The sequence below is a fragment of the Brucella anthropi ATCC 49188 genome, from assembly GCF_000017405.1.
In the GTDB taxonomy this organism is placed as follows: domain Bacteria; phylum Pseudomonadota; class Alphaproteobacteria; order Rhizobiales; family Rhizobiaceae; genus Brucella; species Brucella anthropi.
In genome coordinates this window covers 68,411-85,318 of record NC_009669.1, presented here as the reverse complement: position 1 = coordinate 85,318, position 16,908 = coordinate 68,411, and the positions used below count along the sequence as shown (strand labels likewise).

The following is a 16,908-nucleotide window of genomic DNA, read 5'->3' as shown; positions in this document are numbered from 1 at the left end:
AAGGGGCGCTACGCTCTTCGCCTTTGCCGGACTGCGTGCGTGCGGTACAGACGGCTCTTGCGCGGCTCCGGGGTTCACAATCGATTGGGAGAAACATGTTCCCAAACTCTAGTCATCGAGTGATGTGATTATTTGATGTGAACACATGGTGTGTCACATGCTGCAATGAGTGTTATCACATCGTGTGAAATTACCTTATCTTGACATGTATTCTTGCGCCGTGTGGGCAGCATTTGCCGACGCTTCGGGCAATAAATCGACACAAAGAAAACCAGCATTATCTAGGTACAGGAGGGCCAGCGTGACACTTCGAATATCTTCGGTAAGCGGCAAAGGTGGAGCGGGGAAGACGACCGCAGTCATTTTGACTGCCGGTGAACTCGCACTCAAAAATCGACGAGTATTGCTAATTGATGCCGATCCACGACAGAACTTAGCCGAGTGGTGGAAGCGGTGCGTGGCAAAGGACAATGTACCGGCGTCGATTTCACTGGCGACGGCACTTCGTCAGAACAATATAGAGAAGTTAATGGCGTCACAGGAGGCCAACTATGACGCCATTTTGATCGACGCGCCGGGCGTCGATAGTGTTGTGATGGATACGATAATCGACCATTCAGATATCGTCATCACGCCCATTCAGCCCGCCCAGGATGAGATTAAAGCAGTTGGTGAAGCAGCGGAGGCAATTGCGACGCGAACGGACGTTCTTGACCGTAGTATCCCTCAAGCAGTTCTGCGAACGCGCATCACTATCGTCAATCGGCATCTCGAAGAATACCGGATCATTCGCCCTTTCGTCCAAAATTTGAGCGAACACGGATACAATTCCGTATTGCTCGATACGGAATTGATCGAACGAAATTGCTATCGAGAAATCCGCAGCGGTCTTGGCACACTACAAATGCTCGAACCGAGTAAACCGGTTCTCAAGGCCAGAGCGGAGGTGAATGCATTCGTCGAGGAGTTGGAGCAACTTAAAAAGGAACACCGCGGGGAGACTATCAATGGCTAAGGGAAAAATCTCTCTTTCTGATTTCCCTGTCGCGGAACGTCGAAAACGTTCTGTTGATCTGGATAAAGACACTGCCGCCCCGCCTATTTCTCACGTGCAAGAAGAAGGCGCTGCAAACGTTGGAAATGAATCGGCGTTCATGACATCAAGTCGCAAAAAGCAGGATAAATCTCTCGAGACAACGCCGGAACAACACCGCGCAAGTGCAATTGAAAATGCGAACCGTCGAGAAGACTCCCGTAACCGACTGCGCGAGCTTCGCAAATCCCGTGAACGCGAAAGCAAACATTTCGTCAATGTTTCGCTTGATTATGAAACCAAACGTCGTCTTGAGAACGCTGCTCATGACAATGGCCTCAAAATGACGGTCATTCTTCGTGATGCCATTGATCAATATCTTAAAGATAATGGATACTGACCGTGTTCGGCCGTAGTTTTCTCGTCGGGATAGCGCTCGGAATTGCCATTGGAATCTATATTGCTCCATCGCTACACACCAAACCAGATATTCACAATGACGAACCGACGATCGCTCGTGTGGCAAAGCAAAGCTACGATGCCATCTGGCCTGATGACGAAACAGCCAAGAAAGAGTTATTTCGATTATCGAACTGGAATTACGCCGGATACGGCCATTCTTCCAAAGTGTCAGTGCTACGTTGTATTCTAATCAAAGAGCAGACCGCTGCATGCGAATTGTCTGCATCGCTAAGCTGGCTGAACGAGACCAAAGTTATCGAAGCAGTCTTCGAGGGCGCGGCCAATGATAGGCGCCTTGTGGCGGTGAAATCCAGATAACCGAAGTGACAACGTCGGCATTGGAAGCCCCAAACACATAACGCCGAAATCGCTCTCCTGTTTCATTTCAATATAAACGCGCGTTGAAACAAGCGAACACCACCTCTGGAGTGCTGCAATTTTGAGAAAATGTGATAATGATCGCTGTTGTGGCACGGCAGGCAAAAGGGGTTTCCGCGTGAATCGTGAGGCATTGGATTTCGCTAACGAACATTCTTTGGAAAAAACCAATGATCCTGAGATCGATAAGCCAGTCTTCAGGCGTCCGGGCTTTAATGGAATAAGTACGTTTGAAGAAATCGATCAACGGCTTGCGAAATACCTACGTGATGCACGCGATAGCGCCGGCTTGAAACAAGCTGATTTTGCTCCACTCATGGGACTTTCTACGCCCGTTTATGGTCGCTATGAACGCGCGTTTTCAAAGCTGCATGTCACTCGCATGGTGCATATCTGCGAAGTGCTGAACATTATGCCCATCGAAATGCTTTACGAGGCAGCACCTCATTTGTGGGGCAAAAGTGAGGAGGAAGCGAAGGATCGCGTCGAACTTGCGAAACTGGTGGCTGATCTCCCGCACAGCACTACGCGTGACTTGCTTTCGTTGGTTAAAAAAATGGCTGACCTACAAAGCCAAGTCGACGCCAAAACGCAAAGCTCAGATTGAATCAAATAATTAAAGCTGGCAATGGCTATTGCGAATAGCCGACAATTGCTTGAAATGCGCGAGCTAAGAACCAATCACCGATTGGAGGATAGGGTTCGCTATTGTAATACCTCACTTAATATGGTACTAAATTTCATACCTAATTTGATATGGACTTGTTATGCAACGTGTGGAAGCAAATATAGCGGTTAGCGTTTCAGACCTAAAAAAAAGTCCGTCCGCCGTAATGGACGAGGCTAATGGCGAGGCTGTGGCCGTTCTTAATCATAATCGAATTATGGCTTATATGGTTCCCGCTGGGGTCTATGAAGCCATGCTCGAACAGCTGGATGATATTCGCCTCACTGAGATAATCCGGAATCGAGCCGACGAAAAAGGAATTTCGGTCGATATCGATGCCTTATAAGCTTGAATTCTTGCCATCGGCTCTTAAAGAGTGGAATAAACTCGGCGCGACAATCCAGCAGCAATTGAAGAAGAAACTACGCGAACGATTGGAAACGCCGCGCGTAGTGAGTGCTTCACTTCATGGTATGCCCGACCACTATAAGATAAAACTACGTCAATTGGGCTATCGGCTGGTTTATTCCGTCAACGACGACACTGTGACGGTGTTGGTTGTGGCCGTTGGAAAACGTGAGCGTGGCGATGTTTATAATACCGCTCGCTCCAGAACACAGTAGTATCTCATAATCTTGTCATTTCTATCAGATCCGATGCGGCAGAAAAGACCTGTTTGACATCGAGGTCGCTTACGCGACCTCCGGTCTGTGTATCGATGTGAGCCCATGCAGATAATCGGCAACCGCCTGAGCTTTGGCTGCAGCGGTGATAATGACGCGTTTATCAGCCTTAAGCACGACCAGCCAATTATCGATGTAGGCGGCTGTGTTTTCGTGAGGATCATGGGACACACCCAGGTCAGCGCAGAGAAATGCTGCAGACAGTTCGGCAACGAGCTCTTCGACAGCGTAAGCGTTGGTGCCGAAGCGGCCAGACAGATCGCGATCAAGGCGATGCTTTGCGCCTGACCAATGACCAATTTCGTGCAGAAGCGACGAGTAAAGGTGGACGTCGCTTAAAAAACGCTTGCGGTCGGGCATGAGAATGTCGTCAGGTCCAGGACGATAGCAAGCCTTCGTGCCGCCGTAGTGAATGACAGCCCCGGTCTGGCGGACAAAGGTGTCGACGGTTTCATTGTGCGGCACGGGCGCCGTCGGCATCGGTTCGGCTGGGCTGTAATATTCGGTAGGTAGGTTCTCGATCTGCTCTACGTTGAATACCGTGTAGCCCTTGAGATAAGGGATTGAACGGTCGTCATCGGCGTCCTGATCCTTGCGCGTAAAGGTGCCGTACTTGACGACAAGCGATCCACGTTCGCCCTTCCGGACCTGACCGCCGAGATCCTTCGCCTGACGATAGGTCATCCAGGTGGTGTCCTCGTAGCCGTTCATCTGCGACGCGATCCATAGCATGAGAACATTGATGCCGCGATAGGCTTCGCCGCTGGATCGGCGCGGGATGATGGAGGTCGGGCGGGTATTTCCGCGCCAAGGCCGCACCCAGGGTTTGGTGCCGGCTTCCAGCTGCTCGATGATGAGGTCAGTGATGCGCTGATAGGTGTCGCTTACGTTGTTCATGGCCGTCTCCATTCGTTGGTTGACGGCAAGAAACGGAGATAGCCGAGACGAGCCTATGCACCTTTTGGGCCGCAACGGAAGTGGAGGACCGCGAAGCGGTTGCATGGGGGAGGGGCTATCGCAGCTTGTCCGTCAATCAGCCAACGGGTGAGGCGGCGTAAATGTCATTCACCGAAGCTAACGGAACGGCCCTCGGCGCGGCGGATGTGCCGCTTATCGTTCGCGGTCGTCTGAATCCCGCTCGGGCTGCTTTTGCGCCGACAGCTCTGCAAGCCGGGATGGGTCCGCGGCGCCTTTCTGCTCTGGTGACATTCGCTCGAGGGCGGGACCATTTGAAGACCTGACCTGATCCGGGCGCGACAGGAGGGAGAAGTCAGAACGAGCCGTGAATGTAATTTCGGTATCGTCATCGGGCAACCTCTCTGGAAGGTCAGCGCGATCGACGGCGACAATCCCGTGGTCGGTAACAAGGCTGGCAACATGGATATCGTGACCGAGTACCTGACCTGAAACCTGTTCGCCCGGCCTGGCGCTGCGCACGTTGTGCTCGAAAGCATTGTCACCGCGCATTTCCAGATCGACGAATGCAGCTCTTATGGCTTCCTGTCGGTTTGGATCGATCGCGTCTTCAAAGACATGTTTCATAGCTGGACTGGAGGGATCGTTGGTCGTCGCGATCGACGCTTCGATCATGCGTGGCTTGGTAATGACCGTGAAGTCAACATCATGTCCATATTCGCGACCGATGGCTGCTAGCAGTGCCTCCTGGGCCCGTCCGTTGCCTTCTCGGAACGGGTGCACATAATTCAACTCTGCCAACACTTTACCGGCGATCTCGGCGAACCGTTCGACCGACGATCCGCGCAAAATTTCGGGATTCCGGATCGGTCTAAAGGCTTCGTCCAACCCCATTTCGATACGCGAGCCGTGTAGGAACGAGGTTCCGCCTTTCGACAGATTGCCAATTGGCTCCACTCTCTGGCCATCGACAACGGGGCTTTCATTGCGCGTATGACCGGCCCATTCATAAATATCTTGGAAAATATGACCATGAATGGCCTTCAGATGTTGCGCGTCGAAAGCGCCTTTTGGGCCGTCTCCTTCAGCAATTTCAGCCATCCGGAATGCTGTCGCGCGATATTCTTCGACACGCAGTTCCTTATGAGACCGGTTTCCGAGTTTGTTGCGCAGCACGTCCCTGCGATCAGGATCGTGCGATATATTCGGATAGGTATAGGAGCCTTTGGGTTCCGTTTCACCCATGACGAAGAATCGGGTAGGAGGGCATTTTAGGCCCTCCTCCCACACCACCGTACGTACGGTTCCGTATACGGCGGTTCATGAAGCGTAGTATAGGCGTCGGTGTTCCTTCAGGAACGAGATCAGCCCGATTTTGGTGAAGTAGGCATTCGGTAGGGCTTCGTGCATGTGTGAGGTTCTGGCATTCCACCATGGTCCCCGGCCATTGCTGGCACTTATCCATGCACGCTCCTTCTTTATGCCTCGTTGCATCAGGTTTCTTGCGCGCGCGGCTGGTTTCGTCCATTGCCGCCACAGGGTAGCCCGCAGCTTGCGGTGAACCCATCCATCCATTTCCTCGAACGTCCCCTTCACGTCAGCCAGCTTAAAGTAAGCTGTCCAGCCGCGCAGGATCGGCGCTAGGTCCTTGATGGTGGCGTCAATGGCCCGGCCACGCCCAGCCCGGAACTGGGCTTTCAGTTTGCCACGAAGACGCTTCACACTTTGTACCGCCACCTTGAGGCGGGGCATACGGTGGAACGTCATCGTATAACCCAAAAAGACCCGGTTCCATGGATGGTCAACAGCACTTTTGGTGGCGTTGACCTTCAGCTTCAGTCTCCTTCCAAGGAAGGCGGTGAGCGAAGCCATCACCCGTTGACCGGCACGTATTGACCGCACATAGATATTACAGTCGTCGGCGTAGCGGCAGAAGCGATGTCCGCGCTGTTCCAGTTCCTTGTCCAGATCGTCGAGCAGGACGTTCGATAATAGCGGAGACAGGGGACCGCCCTGCGGCGTTCCCTCGCTTCGCATTGTCGTCATCCCGCCCATCATCAACCCGGCTTGCAGATAACGGCGGATCAACCGCAGCACCCGTTTGTCGTAGACCTTGCGTGCCACTCGTGCCATCAGCACATCGTGGTTTACCCGGTCGAAGAACTTCTCCAGATCAAGATCAACCACAACGCGGTAACCGTCGGCCACATAGGACCGTGCGGCAAGGATCGCATCATGGGCACTCCGCTCCGGCCTAAAGCCGAAAGAGGAATTGGAGAAGCCTGGGTCGAAGATCGGCATCAGCACCTGATGTATCGCCTGCTGGATGAGGCGGTCGAGAACCGTGGGAATGCCAAGAAGGCGTTTCCCGCCGCCGGGCTTGGGGATTTCCACCCCGCGCACCGGCGCTGGCTCATACCGACCCGCCAGCAGGTCTTCCCTGATGCGCGGCCAATGCGATACGAGATGCTGCTTCAGGTCGCCAACGCTCATCTTGTCGATGCCCGCCGCTCCCTTGTTCGACACCACGCGGTGTAAGGCCGCTATCATGTTATCGCGACTGACGATCATTTCCATCAGTTGCATCGCGTCCTTCGGTTGTGAGTTGGACGATCCTGCCGTGACGTTTGATGCGCCCAAGGCATCCTCTCGCAGCTTCCGGCCACTACCTTCCGCATGGGCATGGGGCGTTTCAGCTCCATTATCTGCATCTGCTGTCGTCATCGAAAGATCGTTCTCCATCCGACACTTCATGTTCAGCCCTTCGCCGTCCGGTACGGCTACTACGGCATCTGCTGACTTCTGCCGCCCTATTCCGTCGCTTCTCAGCGGCGGTAGCACACCGTTGCCGGTGGCGAGGCGACAGATCTCCCGAGGTAAGACGCGTGACCTTCATGCCATATACCTGTCGCATCTACAGCCGCATCATCCGGGTGATATCGGGCTTTGGGTAAATGGGCCCCCTTGCCCTGATGCGACTGCCTCTTATGCGCTTCCTGTTCGTCAGGCCGGCACTTTGCTTACAGCTTCCTTCAGACCCCGCCTTACGACAACGCCCTTGCTGTTCGGCTAACGGTTCCCATCACCAGGGCCCGTAGAGGACTTTCACCTCCAAGTCATCGAACGGATACCATCCCGGTCGAGCGATGCTTGCGCACCACGCGCCATGCTCGGCGCACCCAATAAAAAGCCGCCTGCCCAAGGCAGGCGGCATCAAATTCTAAAAGGTTGAGATTGAACTATTGCGGTTTGCGGACTACGCGCTCTTTGTATTCGTCGCGCGTGATCTCGCCGGCGACATAGGCCGCGGTTGCCGCTTCCAACAGTGGATCGTGGACATAGCCTTGTCGCATATTTGCGGCGCGCGCCTGATCCGTAGCCTTTTTGCGCCTGGCAACAGCTTCCGGAGATCGATCCGGACGGGGGGCAAGAAAGTTCATCTTCAAAACTCCTGTTGTGATAGACCCTAGCATAAAATGCGCGCAAAAGCCAGATAACAAAGAGGTTTTCGCGGCTTTCGGTGCAATGCGCCCGGCACTTGGCCGGGCGCTGCTGGGCTATCAATTGCGCGGTTCCCATTCGAGAACTGCCTGAAGGCTTGGGTCGTCCTGTCCGCCGAAACGGCCCAGGTTGGCGTTGTAGTTCAGGCGTCGGATCGAGAGATTGCGCTTGAACCCTTCGCCATCGGCCTTTGCCTTTTTCCAGATCCCGCCAACCTCGATATTGAAGCCACGCGGGGACTTGGCGAAAACGCGGTGCGTCGGAGCGTCCTGGTTTTCCGAGTTGAAGGGCACGACTTCGATGTCGATATCGTCGGTCAGTGTCGAGATGCGGCCTTTACCGGATGCGGTGTCGAGGTCTTCGCTGTCGAACTGGATGAAGTTGGTGATTTCGTTGGCCATGGTATTCACTCCTCTATGTGGTTGCGATGATCGTTCACTGGCACGGCGGTAAGCGGTGTTGCACCCTTGGGCCGGAGCGCAGCGGAGGAAGCCGAGGGCCGAAAAATTTGTCGCGCGAGGAGCCGCAGGCGGGGAAAATTTTCAGGCTTCCGGCTTTGCGGCAACCGCGTTGACGTGCGAACGAGCGTCAAAAGCAACCGAATTAGAGGTGTGCTATATGCGCCAATATGGCAACTCGTTTCGTCGGCATAGACCGTTGATACAATACCGATTGTGCAATGCATGATAGACGGAAAAAGCGCCTTTTTCAACGAGTCTCATGTACTAACGGCAAGTATGGATAACCGGAACGGTTCTCTGCGCCGATCATTCGACAATGCCAATATGGTTATCCAGAGGCGGGCTTATCTGGAGGTATGGACCCGTCGATAGAGATGCAGGCTCTCTACGTCCGCCGCCCAAATTCCTAGCAACCGTTCGCGGGCATCATTCTCGGCATACCCGTATTCAGCAATGTCGATGCCGTGGTTTCGCGGCAAGTAGCGCAAGATCGCTTCCTTCAGCCTGATCGGCGCGCAACCAGGCTGCATGACCACGTTTTTCCGGTCAAAAAGCCACTCTCCTCCCTTCCGCAAGTGTCGATTGCGGCGATAAGACCACCGCTGCGGCGAAAACGTAGCGAAAGATCATTGCATTCCTTCCATTCCATGACGGGCAGCAAGCCCGAAAACCGAGCGCGCAAGATGCAATTCGCCGGCGGCCGCGCGCGCTGTCATGGCGCGCAAATAGCCGCCCGGCGACTTCACTTGCCTCTCGTCGAGCTTCTGCAGCGTGATCGCGATGGCAATCGCGGCGGCCTGTTCTCCCATCTGATCGACAGCGCGGCGGCGTGCATCTTCGGAAATGCCCGCTATGCGGCAAATTTGCGGGGCGAGCCGGGCCAATTCAGTCCAGGTGCGAGGGCGCGACACTCCGTAAGTGGTCAGCGCCGGTGTTGCCCGTATCAGATCTTGCAGAGCCACTAACGCTTGCGGGGAGCAGAGCGGTTGATTGACCTGGCTCGAATTGCGCCCCAAGCTCTTTTCGAGAGCTGTCTTACCGGCGAAGCCGATTTTAGGGAAACTGAGTTGTTCGGCGTATGCCGAACGCATTTCATCTTTACAATATCCAAGGGAATAGGGGTTTGTAATCTGTTTGTGCATGTCGTTTTCGACATATGGGCGTGTCGAATCTTCGTTTCTAGCGGAAGGCGGCTCACCGTGAGGCAGCTGCATTACCCTCTCGATGATCCATTCGATTAAGCCTGTTGCGCGACGAAGAACGGTACTGGATGCTTTGGTCGCGATGCCTACGGCATCAAGAACACGCGCGAAACGCTGCTCGATCATGGCGCGCAGCCGCGCGGGCAGATCCTCCATAGAGGCGAGCGCGTAACGCAGATTGCGAACAGCACCGCGATAGCGGCGCAGGTTCGCATTGAGTGCTTTCTTTTCCGCCTTTGCCTGTCGGACCATTCCATCGAGCTCCGCGAAGCGGGCTATCAGAACGCGTAGATCGATACCGCAAGCGTCGGCAATACTGGCGTCCCCATCACGCACCGGATAGCGTTTATAGTTGCCGCTATCCTGCATGGTAATAACACCGGCATCAAACAGCCGGGACAACACACGGCTGACACGTCCCTCGGATCGCCCGATTTCGAACGCAAGCGCAGCGTTGGATTTGAACACGATCGGTCGGCCACCTTTGTCATAGCTCTCCGCTGGAGCCGTATTGATCAGTACAACAAGCAAGTGCGCCTCTGTGCCGTTGATAAGCCCAAGGCAAGGGAGTGACTGCGCAAGTCTGATCAGTTGGCCGCGTGTCACCATTCCAATTTCCGCAGTCTGAGCCAGCCGTCGAAACTCTGTTCGTTGTGGTGTCTGTTTGCGGCCAACCTGCCGGGTGGGCTGTAGGGTTTCCTCCATCTTCCTCGTCTCCTTAGTGGGGACCAGGCAAAGCTTTCCCGTTCGCCGATAAGCGTTTCTTATTGACTTTGGAAGTTGGGAGTGCGATTCTGGTTTTACTGAATAAATGAAATTTGCACCCCGCTTCCGGATTTTTTTGGGAGCGGTTTTTCTTTTTTACCCGGTCACATTCTCCTCAAAATTTGGTATTCGACAGCAAGGAATGTTACCGATTTGGTTCATTCAGACAACCCAAAAACAGACGTTCTGCCTGCAAAGTGCGCCGTAGAGGCCAATATCTCTAGAATTGAGGACCAGAATTTCCCTTATAAGTCATCCAGCCGGTATTCCTATATTACCTTTTAAGTAACATGGATCAAACTTATCCGTTCTATTAACCAAAGCCATCTCGCCTCTCTTTATGGGCCTCCGGCAACCCTACAGCGCGATATGAGCGCGCGGGTGCCTCCGGCCGGCGGCGTTCGCTACGCTCTCACCGCAAATGGCACACTAAAGCATGTCGCTGTTAACCGGATTCGGGATTCCCGTTTGGCTTGATCTGTGATTCACTTGTCTCATGGAAGGAGATGCACCATGGGCAAGCCGCATCCAATTGAGTTGCGTGAGCGTGTCGTTGCGTTTGTGAATGAGGGCAATAGTCACCGGGAAGCCGCTCGGCATTTCCGTGTTTCGCCTCGGTTCGTCAACAACATGATGATCCTGCATCGGTCATCCGGCTGTCTGGCCGCCGCCAGGCAGGGCCACCCGCCTGGAAGTGTGAAGCTTTTGGCTCATGGTGATTGGGTCCGCGAGCAGATGTCCGCCCGTGGCGAAACGACTTTGGACGAACTGTGCGTTGCGCTCGCGGAGCGCGGTATTGAAGTCCACCGCGCCACGGTCGGGCGATTTCTACACCGACTTGGGCTGAGCAATAAAAAAAAGCCTCAAGGCAAGCGAGCAGCGTAGACCAGAGATCGCCAAGGCGCGTGATCTTTGGATCAATCGCCGAAAGCGGTTCTTCAACAAGGCCTTGTCGCGTCTCATCTTTATCGATGAGACTTCCACAAATACGCGCCTGACAAAACGCACCGGATGGTCTACCAAAGGCAGGCGCTTTGCCGCCTATGCGCCCTTCGGAAAATGGAAGACACAGACCTTCATTGCCGGACTGCGCTGCCATGGCCTGACCGCGCCGTGGATCGTCGATGCACCGATGAACAGCCGCATCTTCGAAACCTGGATCGAGACACAGCTTGTGCCGACACTGTCAGCCGGTGATATAGTCATCCTCGACAATGTCGGCTTCCACAAAAGCCAGAAGGCTGAGCAACTGGTCAAGGCAAAGGGCGCTTGGTTTCTCTTCCTGCCGCCCTATTCGCCGGACCTGAACCCAATCGAAATGGCTTTCTCAAAACTCAAAGCACTTCTGAGAAAGCGAGCAGCACGCAGCTTCGACGCCATCTCAAAAGCACTTGGCGATATCATCAGTCTCTTCTCCATCAATGAATGCCAGAACTTCTTTAAGGCTGCTGGGTATGAGGCCGAATAAATGCGACACGCTTTAAAATTGTTTGAAGATCCAAAACGGATTAACCCAAGATCAGGATTCTATTGAAGGGTCTTCGATGTTTTCGGATAAGCGGCGGGTTGGGTCTGGATTCAAGGCGATTAGATTTTCGGCGTTCAAAGCGGATGGAGACGTGACCAGATTGGGTTGAACGGCCCCGGTGTCTTTGGGAAAAGCACCGGAGTTTAATTCCTTCGGCCAACTCCGCGTTTGGCGCTAAAAAGCGATTGAGCGCTTAAAGCCCGCTGACGCCACCAAAGAGCCTCAACCCTCTTCGAAAGACGGTCGCCCATGGCGAGTAGAGAGCGCCCATGCGTTTTCAGCCGCTACCGAACAGTTAAATTTTGTAAGCACAGACTTCAATCAGAGTCGTGTTTACATTTTCATGCGCAGCATCGACTTATGAACGACAATTATCCTTCCTCAATGATCGATTGGACTGGCCAATCAACTGTCAAACGCCGAAACACGTCCGGTTGCTGGTGGCGGTGATTGTCATGTTGATAGCTTTTGTTGGGGTTACGATGCTCGCGTACAGCCTCCTCGCATCAAGTACATATGACCGCGCCATCCTTCCAGAACACGCGTCGTCACATGAAATGTTTGACTGATCCCAAAAGGGCCACTTAGCTTAGCCTGCTACAGGACACTGAATGACATGCCGCCCTGCCGATCAGTCTCCTCGACATCCAGGGATAAAAGATCATGAGCATCCGAAGGTTTCAGTTCCACTTTCTGGGCATCCATCGCGGCAGCAATAGCCTGCTTATTCCCCCAGAGTTTTCCACGCCTGGACGTATCCGGACCGTCGGCAGGCTCCGCAATACTAAATTCAATCTGGCCGGCATCAACGCCGTCACAAATCAAACTGCCTGACCCGATCAGGAATATAACACTCAAGTCTGCGCCTCCTCACAAGAACTGATACAGTTCATATGGCCAGCGGTTGCTTGGTTCAATGATCAATCGATCGGGTTGCCGCGATACGAGGCGGTTGCGCGTCCACTGCACATTCAATAGTCTCCATCGGCAAAGTAAACGCCGCTCCATTTAAGAGGATCCATATGGCAACGGGCACGGTAAAGTTTTTCAACCAGGACAAGGGTTTCGGTTTCATCACGCCAGAAAGTGGCGGCAGTGATGTTTTTGTGCATGTCTCCGGCTTAGCCCAAGCGGGCGTATCGCTCGGAGAGGGCCAGAAAGTCAGCTACGAAATCGGCCAGGATCGTAAAACCGGCAAAGCCAAGGCAGAAAACGTTCGACCGATCTGAATCAGCATCCCGCAGATTTTTCGCCACGTCCATCGCTGCAATCTGGCGGCGATGGTCGTCGTACGAGCGGCCTACGCTTATATTTCCGATCTCCCTTAATCAGCGGTATTCCGTGCGAGCTTTGCTGGGAACCGGACCCGAGCCGCCCATCTTCTTTGGTTTCCGTCGGCGAACCGGTTACCCCTATGAAAGCCCCCTCGCCTAACGGTTCGAACGTCGGAAAAGGGAAAACCAGTGCGATAAGCAAATCAAGGCCAGCCCAGCCAACAAAGCAATCCCGCGATCAGGCCCGAGCCCAGAATTTGGCTTATTCGCGATAAACGTTTCCAACTCATGGCTGTGCCTTAAGAAACGGGTCAAAACAGTGTCATATCGAGACGAGACCCCCGCTTGCCTTCATTCCCGAAAATAAGAGCTGGCGGATTGAGAAGGTACCTCCCCTCGCCTTCTGTGTCAGAGAACGTAGATATCCGCCAGGCGAATTGATGGTCGATAGTTTCTGCAGGATCCAGGCAATGGCCGTCGAAGCGGTTTCTGGCCCCATGAAACGGATCGCTTCCTGATAGGCTGATTGACTGATACCGAGAAAGCCTGAGACGATACGCGAAGCATCGTGAAGCTCACGCCATGTGCCAATTCCGTTCGCACCATACTCGCGAATATCTGGACAGGATCGAAGCACCTGATCGAGGGAAATGGATGGGGTTAAGTTGCCAGAAGTTCCTTCTTCCGGCTTCTCAGAAACTGGTGTTTCCGCGGAAGGCGCGTTCAAATCAATCTTTTCTCCATTTTGAGATTCAAAAAGGGATTCTGGCAGGGATTCATTATGCTGCCGCTCAGTTTGAGCGACGCTGACGCTCATTTCCGGAACAATCTCTATTGTTTTCAAAGCGATAGCCAATTCACCACGAATGGCTTCAAAATTGGCCCTAATCGCGGACAGTTCATCAAGAGATGCACGACGAGGAATTGCGTCGACAATGGAGCGGAAGCGAACGAACAAAGCTTCGAGACACTCACTAAGCTCACCTCTTTCTTCGGCCTTATCCGCAAAAGCTGCCGCCATATCTCTGCGCATGACCGACACTTCGTCGCGAAGACGCTTCAGTGCTTTCTGATCGGCGAGAATCTTATCCGCGATAGCAACAATTTCAGACGCTCGCTCGAGCAAGGGTGCAAAGGAAAAGCCAAAAGCAAGCTCGACGCCGCCTTCCCTGTCCTTATGAACATAGCGCTTGCGGGTCGGGCTATCTTTGCGCGCAATGATCCCAACTTCGATCAGGGATGCCAGATGTCGGCGCAGTGTAGACTCCGGCATGCCATGGGCACGCAGCGAAAGCTGTCGGTTGGATGGGAAGACGACAAGACCACTTTTCTCATGCAATTCATCATCAGGCAGAAATGACAACAGCGAGCTCAGCACGGCAAGACAACGATCGTTCAGGCCGAAGTTAGCCTTAGCCACGCAAAGCTGTTTGTAGAGCGCCCATCTGTTTACGCCCCTCCTCCGCTTCGGCTTCTCTTGCCGATCAGAATTTTGGGCAAACATCTTCATTCGCCCGCGGAATGCGGACGTGTCAGTCTTCAAAATTTGCATTCCCTCTCACCTTTCAAAAGGCAAAAGAAATCCACCCGCCAAAAAGACGCTTACGACTCTTGACACTGATTCATGGAAATGCGATTCTCTGATTACCACATCCGAGAGAGGCTTCCACGACGGCGACGTTTTGGGGGCCTTTTTCTTTTGGTCGTTATCCTTCTTTTTCGTCTATTAGATACTGCGCATGCAGCTCGGGCATTCGTTCCGCAAGAAAGTCAACGAACCCTTGAGGAACATTTTTCTGAAAACTTAGCCGTGAACCGGCCTTGGACCGAGCAATCGTTGCCAGCAGTTCGCCGTTTGCTCGGATTTCACGCTGTACTTTAGATTCCTGTGTTGCTTGCGTCAGATCGGGTTGTTTCAAAGCAGCGACAGCGGCTTGAAAACGATCCGACGGCGAGCTTGTCAACGCCTGCTGAACTAGAAGCTGGGCATTGGATCGTGCGTTCCACAGTTCGCAAAACTCGAGCCAACGTCTGCGTCCTGTGTCAGGCGCCCTTCCGATTAGAAGCAATGTAGACTTCGGAACAGTAGTCGTGATGCGTAGCATCTCAGACAGATGTGACTTTGTCGTTGATAACGAGGCGCAAATGACATCACGCCGAAAACCTGCTGCTTCCTGTTCATGCGCAAAAAGACATTTTTCCAAAAAGCTGAGGTCTTCTCGATTAGTGTTCTCCTCACCCTGAAAGACAATTGCCTGTTCGTCAGTAAGTTCCTTGATAACGGCACGGAAGGGCAACCCCAATTGCTTTGCTGCATTCCAGCGACGGCGGCCAAACACGATCTGATAATGGTGTGTTCCATCGTCCAACGGACGGACTAGACCAGGAACGATCTGTCCTCGTTCTCGCATTGACTCAACGATCTCTGCTATCGCTGACTCTTCATAAGAGCCATCAAAGCGATCTTGAATCGGCGACGGAGCAATATCATTAACGTCAATGTCAATGATGTGATCGCCGTCCTTCAGAATTTTCGCGAACGTCTCCTCGCGTTCGTGAAGCTGGCGAAGCCCAGCCGCCACTTTTCGAAGATGAGGCGATGGCGAAGCTGCTGGCGTCATGTCGCCAGTTTGCTCTTGCGGCTTCACAAGGTTTGCGAAGATGGATCGGGAATCTTTCCGGCTCATTCTCTGCCCCATGCTGTCCAAAGCAGCTTTTCGATTTCATCGTTCACAGCGTTGAGTGATTCCATCGCCCTGTCATACGTTTTGGGCGCTGAGAAACGGGATCGCTGCACTTCATACAGGCTTTGCTTCCACGTGAGTGCATCTGCTACCGCTGTCGATTTCATAACCATATTCAGCAAGAGGTCCTCGCCAAAAACCTGTCGCATAAGAGCGGTCATATTAGCTTGCGGGTGATCGTTTGCTTCAAATTTGGTTATGATGAACTTTGCAAAATCCCAATCAACTTCGGCTCCGGCATCATTCAACACCTGCATATACGACGCAGCGAGCTCGAGAAACTTTCCGGTAGCGTCAACATCGAGCATATGAGCAGGTACAGGAATTATCACACCCGTAGCGGCCGTAAGCGACGCAAGCGTCAAGAAGTTTAGGGATGGCGCTGAATCCATCAGGATAACGTCGTAGTCGTCTGAGACCTGATCCAACGCTTGCGATACACGAAGGAGGAAGTTGGTGCCGCTTTTGCGCATCTGGAGCGCTACTGCAGTTTCAAATTCTGTCAGTTCCAATCCCGCGCAAATTACATCCAGTCCCGGAATATGCGTCTGATGGATCAATTCTTTAGTGGGCCGGGGATTCTCAAACTGGATCGCCGCGTACAGAGTATCATCAACCCGTGGATCAAAATTGGGAAGCGTACCGTGTAAGCTGGTCAATGAGGCTTGCGGGTCAAGGTCCACAGCGAGAACGCGATAGCCCTTCAACGCGAGATAATGCGCTAAATGAATCGTCGTCGACGTCTTGCTCGACCCGCCTTTAAAATTCGTAACTGCAATTATATGGCAAGCTTCGTCTCCGGTGCGTCGTGGGTTCATCCATTTCTTACGTCCCTTCGACGCAAGCATCATTCTGAGTTCAAGGACTTGTTCCAACGTATAAAGGCGGCGCCCATTGGATGTTACCTCTGGCGTCGGACCTATATCTTTTTGAACGACTTGGCGGATATAAGCTTCCGAGACATCGAGCAATGCTGCGACTTCCGTCGACGAAAATTTACGCATCTCTCGACGGGCATCTGGCGGATATTGAGCGATTGAAAGATTCTGCAGAGCGCTTTCGAGCTTGCCCGAAAAATCCTGCATAAACTGAAGACTGCTCAGGTGGCGATTCACGATTTTATCCTCATTGAATTGGAGCATATTAGACGCCACTAGAGTTAACGAATGGTAAAACCAAATGTAGTTTCGCAAAAATACAAAAGTGCGAACTTTTTGCGCAACTTCAAACTAATCCGATTCGGGTGGTGAGAAAAGAGGGAGTTCCCCGCGGGGAACTGTTGAAAAATTTTGTAT

General features: G+C 53.1%; 19 protein-coding genes. 9 read left to right on the top strand and 10 right to left on the bottom strand.

What is annotated here, in order from left to right; translation table 11 throughout:
• The first annotated feature begins 301 nt into the window (after positions 1-301).
• From OANT_RS23435 to OANT_RS23410, 6 genes are all read left to right on the top strand, one after another.
• Positions 302-1,015 (top strand): ParA family protein, encoded by a 714-nt coding sequence (locus tag OANT_RS23435; protein WP_011982861.1) that lies wholly within the window; start codon positions 302-304, stop codon positions 1,013-1,015.
• Positions 1,008-1,433: a hypothetical protein gene (locus OANT_RS27265; RefSeq protein WP_011982862.1), complete on the top strand. Its 426-nt coding sequence runs from the start codon at positions 1,008-1,010 to the stop codon at positions 1,431-1,433. The genes OANT_RS23435 and OANT_RS27265 overlap by 8 nt, the downstream gene beginning before the upstream one ends.
• A 2-nt stretch (positions 1,434-1,435) precedes the next feature.
• Positions 1,436-1,813, top strand: a complete 378-nt coding sequence (locus OANT_RS23425) for a hypothetical protein (RefSeq protein WP_011982863.1) — start codon at positions 1,436-1,438, stop codon at positions 1,811-1,813.
• 178 nt (positions 1,814-1,991) lie between these two features.
• Entirely contained in the window at positions 1,992-2,480 is a 489-nt protein-coding gene (locus tag OANT_RS23420; protein ID WP_049768461.1) for a helix-turn-helix domain-containing protein, read from the top strand.
• A gap of 160 nt (positions 2,481-2,640) precedes the next feature.
• Positions 2,641-2,886 (top strand): type II toxin-antitoxin system Phd/YefM family antitoxin, encoded by a 246-nt coding sequence (locus tag OANT_RS23415; protein WP_011982865.1) that lies wholly within the window; start codon positions 2,641-2,643, stop codon positions 2,884-2,886.
• Entirely contained in the window at positions 2,876-3,163 is a 288-nt protein-coding gene (locus OANT_RS23410; protein WP_011982866.1) for a type II toxin-antitoxin system RelE family toxin, read from the top strand. Before OANT_RS23415 ends, OANT_RS23410 begins: the two co-directional genes overlap by 11 nt.
• Before the next feature lie 69 nt (positions 3,164-3,232).
• Here the strand turns inward: OANT_RS23410 and OANT_RS23405 are convergent, their stop codons facing one another.
• The 6 genes from OANT_RS23405 to repC (OANT_RS23375) form a co-directional block, all read right to left on the bottom strand.
• Positions 3,233-4,120, bottom strand: a complete 888-nt coding sequence (locus OANT_RS23405) for an ArdC family protein (RefSeq protein WP_011982867.1) — start codon at positions 4,118-4,120, stop codon at positions 3,233-3,235.
• 213 nt (positions 4,121-4,333) lie between these two features.
• On the bottom strand, positions 4,334-5,383 hold the full coding sequence (locus OANT_RS23400; RefSeq protein WP_011982868.1) for a Fic/DOC family protein: 1,050 nt from the start codon (positions 5,381-5,383) through the stop codon (positions 4,334-4,336).
• A gap of 75 nt (positions 5,384-5,458) precedes the next feature.
• Positions 5,459-6,862, bottom strand: coding sequence for a group II intron reverse transcriptase/maturase (gene ltrA, locus OANT_RS23395; protein ID WP_011982869.1), 1,404 nt, complete (start codon positions 6,860-6,862; stop codon positions 5,459-5,461).
• Between the two features lie 515 nt (positions 6,863-7,377).
• On the bottom strand, positions 7,378-7,578 hold the full coding sequence (locus tag OANT_RS23390) for an antitoxin VbhA family protein (RefSeq protein ID WP_011982870.1): 201 nt from the start codon (positions 7,576-7,578) through the stop codon (positions 7,378-7,380).
• Between the two features lie 120 nt (positions 7,579-7,698).
• On the bottom strand, positions 7,699-8,040 hold the full coding sequence (locus tag OANT_RS23385; protein ID WP_011982871.1) for a DUF736 family protein: 342 nt from the start codon (positions 8,038-8,040) through the stop codon (positions 7,699-7,701).
• Between the two features lie 686 nt (positions 8,041-8,726).
• The gene (repC, locus tag OANT_RS23375) at positions 8,727-10,007 is read right to left on the bottom strand and encodes a plasmid replication protein RepC (protein WP_011982873.1); all 1,281 of its coding nucleotides are present in this window, start codon (positions 10,005-10,007) and stop codon (positions 8,727-8,729) included.
• 573 nt (positions 10,008-10,580) lie between these two features.
• Here repC (OANT_RS23375) and OANT_RS27260 point away from each other — a divergent pair.
• Together OANT_RS27260 and OANT_RS27255 are read left to right on the top strand one after the other, a co-directional pair.
• Positions 10,581-10,952 carry a winged helix-turn-helix domain-containing protein gene (locus OANT_RS27260; protein ID WP_011982874.1) on the top strand — a complete coding sequence of 124 codons (372 nt, stop codon included), beginning with the start codon at positions 10,581-10,583 and terminating at the stop codon, positions 10,950-10,952.
• A 64-nt stretch (positions 10,953-11,016) separates the two neighbouring features.
• The gene (locus tag OANT_RS27255) at positions 11,017-11,535 is read left to right on the top strand and encodes an IS630 family transposase (protein WP_011982875.1); all 519 of its coding nucleotides are present in this window, start codon (positions 11,017-11,019) and stop codon (positions 11,533-11,535) included.
• A gap of 657 nt (positions 11,536-12,192) precedes the next feature.
• Here OANT_RS27255 and OANT_RS23360 read toward each other — a convergent pair.
• A complete protein-coding gene (locus OANT_RS23360; protein ID WP_011982876.1) occupies positions 12,193-12,453 on the bottom strand; it encodes a hypothetical protein in 261 nt (86 codons plus the stop codon).
• A gap of 164 nt (positions 12,454-12,617) precedes the next feature.
• On the opposite strand from OANT_RS23360, the gene OANT_RS23355 reads away from it, so the two are divergent.
• A complete protein-coding gene (locus OANT_RS23355) occupies positions 12,618-12,824 on the top strand; it encodes a cold-shock protein (protein ID WP_011982877.1) in 207 nt (68 codons plus the stop codon).
• Between the two features lie 367 nt (positions 12,825-13,191).
• On the opposite strand, the gene repC (OANT_RS23350) is transcribed toward OANT_RS23355, so the two are convergent.
• The 3 genes from repC (OANT_RS23350) to repA all read right to left on the bottom strand — a co-directional run bounded on the left by repC (OANT_RS23350) (position 13,192) and on the right by repA (position 16,728).
• Entirely contained in the window at positions 13,192-14,421 is a 1,230-nt protein-coding gene (gene repC / locus OANT_RS23350; protein ID WP_011982878.1) for a plasmid replication protein RepC, read from the bottom strand.
• Between the two features lie 154 nt (positions 14,422-14,575).
• Positions 14,576-15,556, bottom strand: coding sequence for a plasmid partitioning protein RepB (repB, locus tag OANT_RS23345; protein WP_011982879.1), 981 nt, complete (start codon positions 15,554-15,556; stop codon positions 14,576-14,578).
• On the bottom strand, positions 15,553-16,728 hold the full coding sequence (gene repA / locus OANT_RS23340; RefSeq protein WP_041545811.1) for a plasmid partitioning protein RepA: 1,176 nt from the start codon (positions 16,726-16,728) through the stop codon (positions 15,553-15,555). Before repA ends, repB begins: the two co-directional genes overlap by 4 nt.
• Positions 16,729-16,908: the final 180 nt, after the last annotated feature.

Bases quoted from the DNA above. Each gene is read 5' to 3' on its own strand.
- OANT_RS27265 (WP_011982862.1), top strand. From the start codon at position 1,008: ATGGCTAAGGGAAAAATCTCTCTTTCTGATTTCCCTGTCGCGGAACGT.
- OANT_RS23415 (WP_011982865.1), top strand. From the start codon at position 2,641: ATGCAACGTGTGGAAGCAAATATAGCGGTTAGCGTTTCAGACCTAAAA.
- OANT_RS23410 (WP_011982866.1), top strand. From the start codon at position 2,876: ATGCCTTATAAGCTTGAATTCTTGCCATCGGCTCTTAAAGAGTGGAAT.
- OANT_RS23405 (WP_011982867.1), bottom strand. From the start codon at position 4,120: ATGAACAACGTAAGCGACACCTATCAGCGCATCACTGACCTCATCATC.
- OANT_RS23400 (WP_011982868.1), bottom strand. From the start codon at position 5,383: ATGGGTGAAACGGAACCCAAAGGCTCCTATACCTATCCGAATATATCG.
- ltrA (WP_011982869.1), bottom strand. From the start codon at position 6,862: ATGACGACAGCAGATGCAGATAATGGAGCTGAAACGCCCCATGCCCAT.
- OANT_RS23390 (WP_011982870.1), bottom strand. From the start codon at position 7,578: ATGAACTTTCTTGCCCCCCGTCCGGATCGATCTCCGGAAGCTGTTGCC.
- OANT_RS23385 (WP_011982871.1), bottom strand. From the start codon at position 8,040: ATGGCCAACGAAATCACCAACTTCATCCAGTTCGACAGCGAAGACCTC.
- repC (WP_011982873.1), bottom strand. From the start codon at position 10,007: ATGGAGGAAACCCTACAGCCCACCCGGCAGGTTGGCCGCAAACAGACA.
- OANT_RS27260 (WP_011982874.1), top strand. From the start codon at position 10,581: ATGGGCAAGCCGCATCCAATTGAGTTGCGTGAGCGTGTCGTTGCGTTT.
- OANT_RS23355 (WP_011982877.1), top strand. From the start codon at position 12,618: ATGGCAACGGGCACGGTAAAGTTTTTCAACCAGGACAAGGGTTTCGGT.
- repC (WP_011982878.1), bottom strand. From the start codon at position 14,421: ATGCAAATTTTGAAGACTGACACGTCCGCATTCCGCGGGCGAATGAAG.
- repB (WP_011982879.1), bottom strand. From the start codon at position 15,556: ATGAGCCGGAAAGATTCCCGATCCATCTTCGCAAACCTTGTGAAGCCG.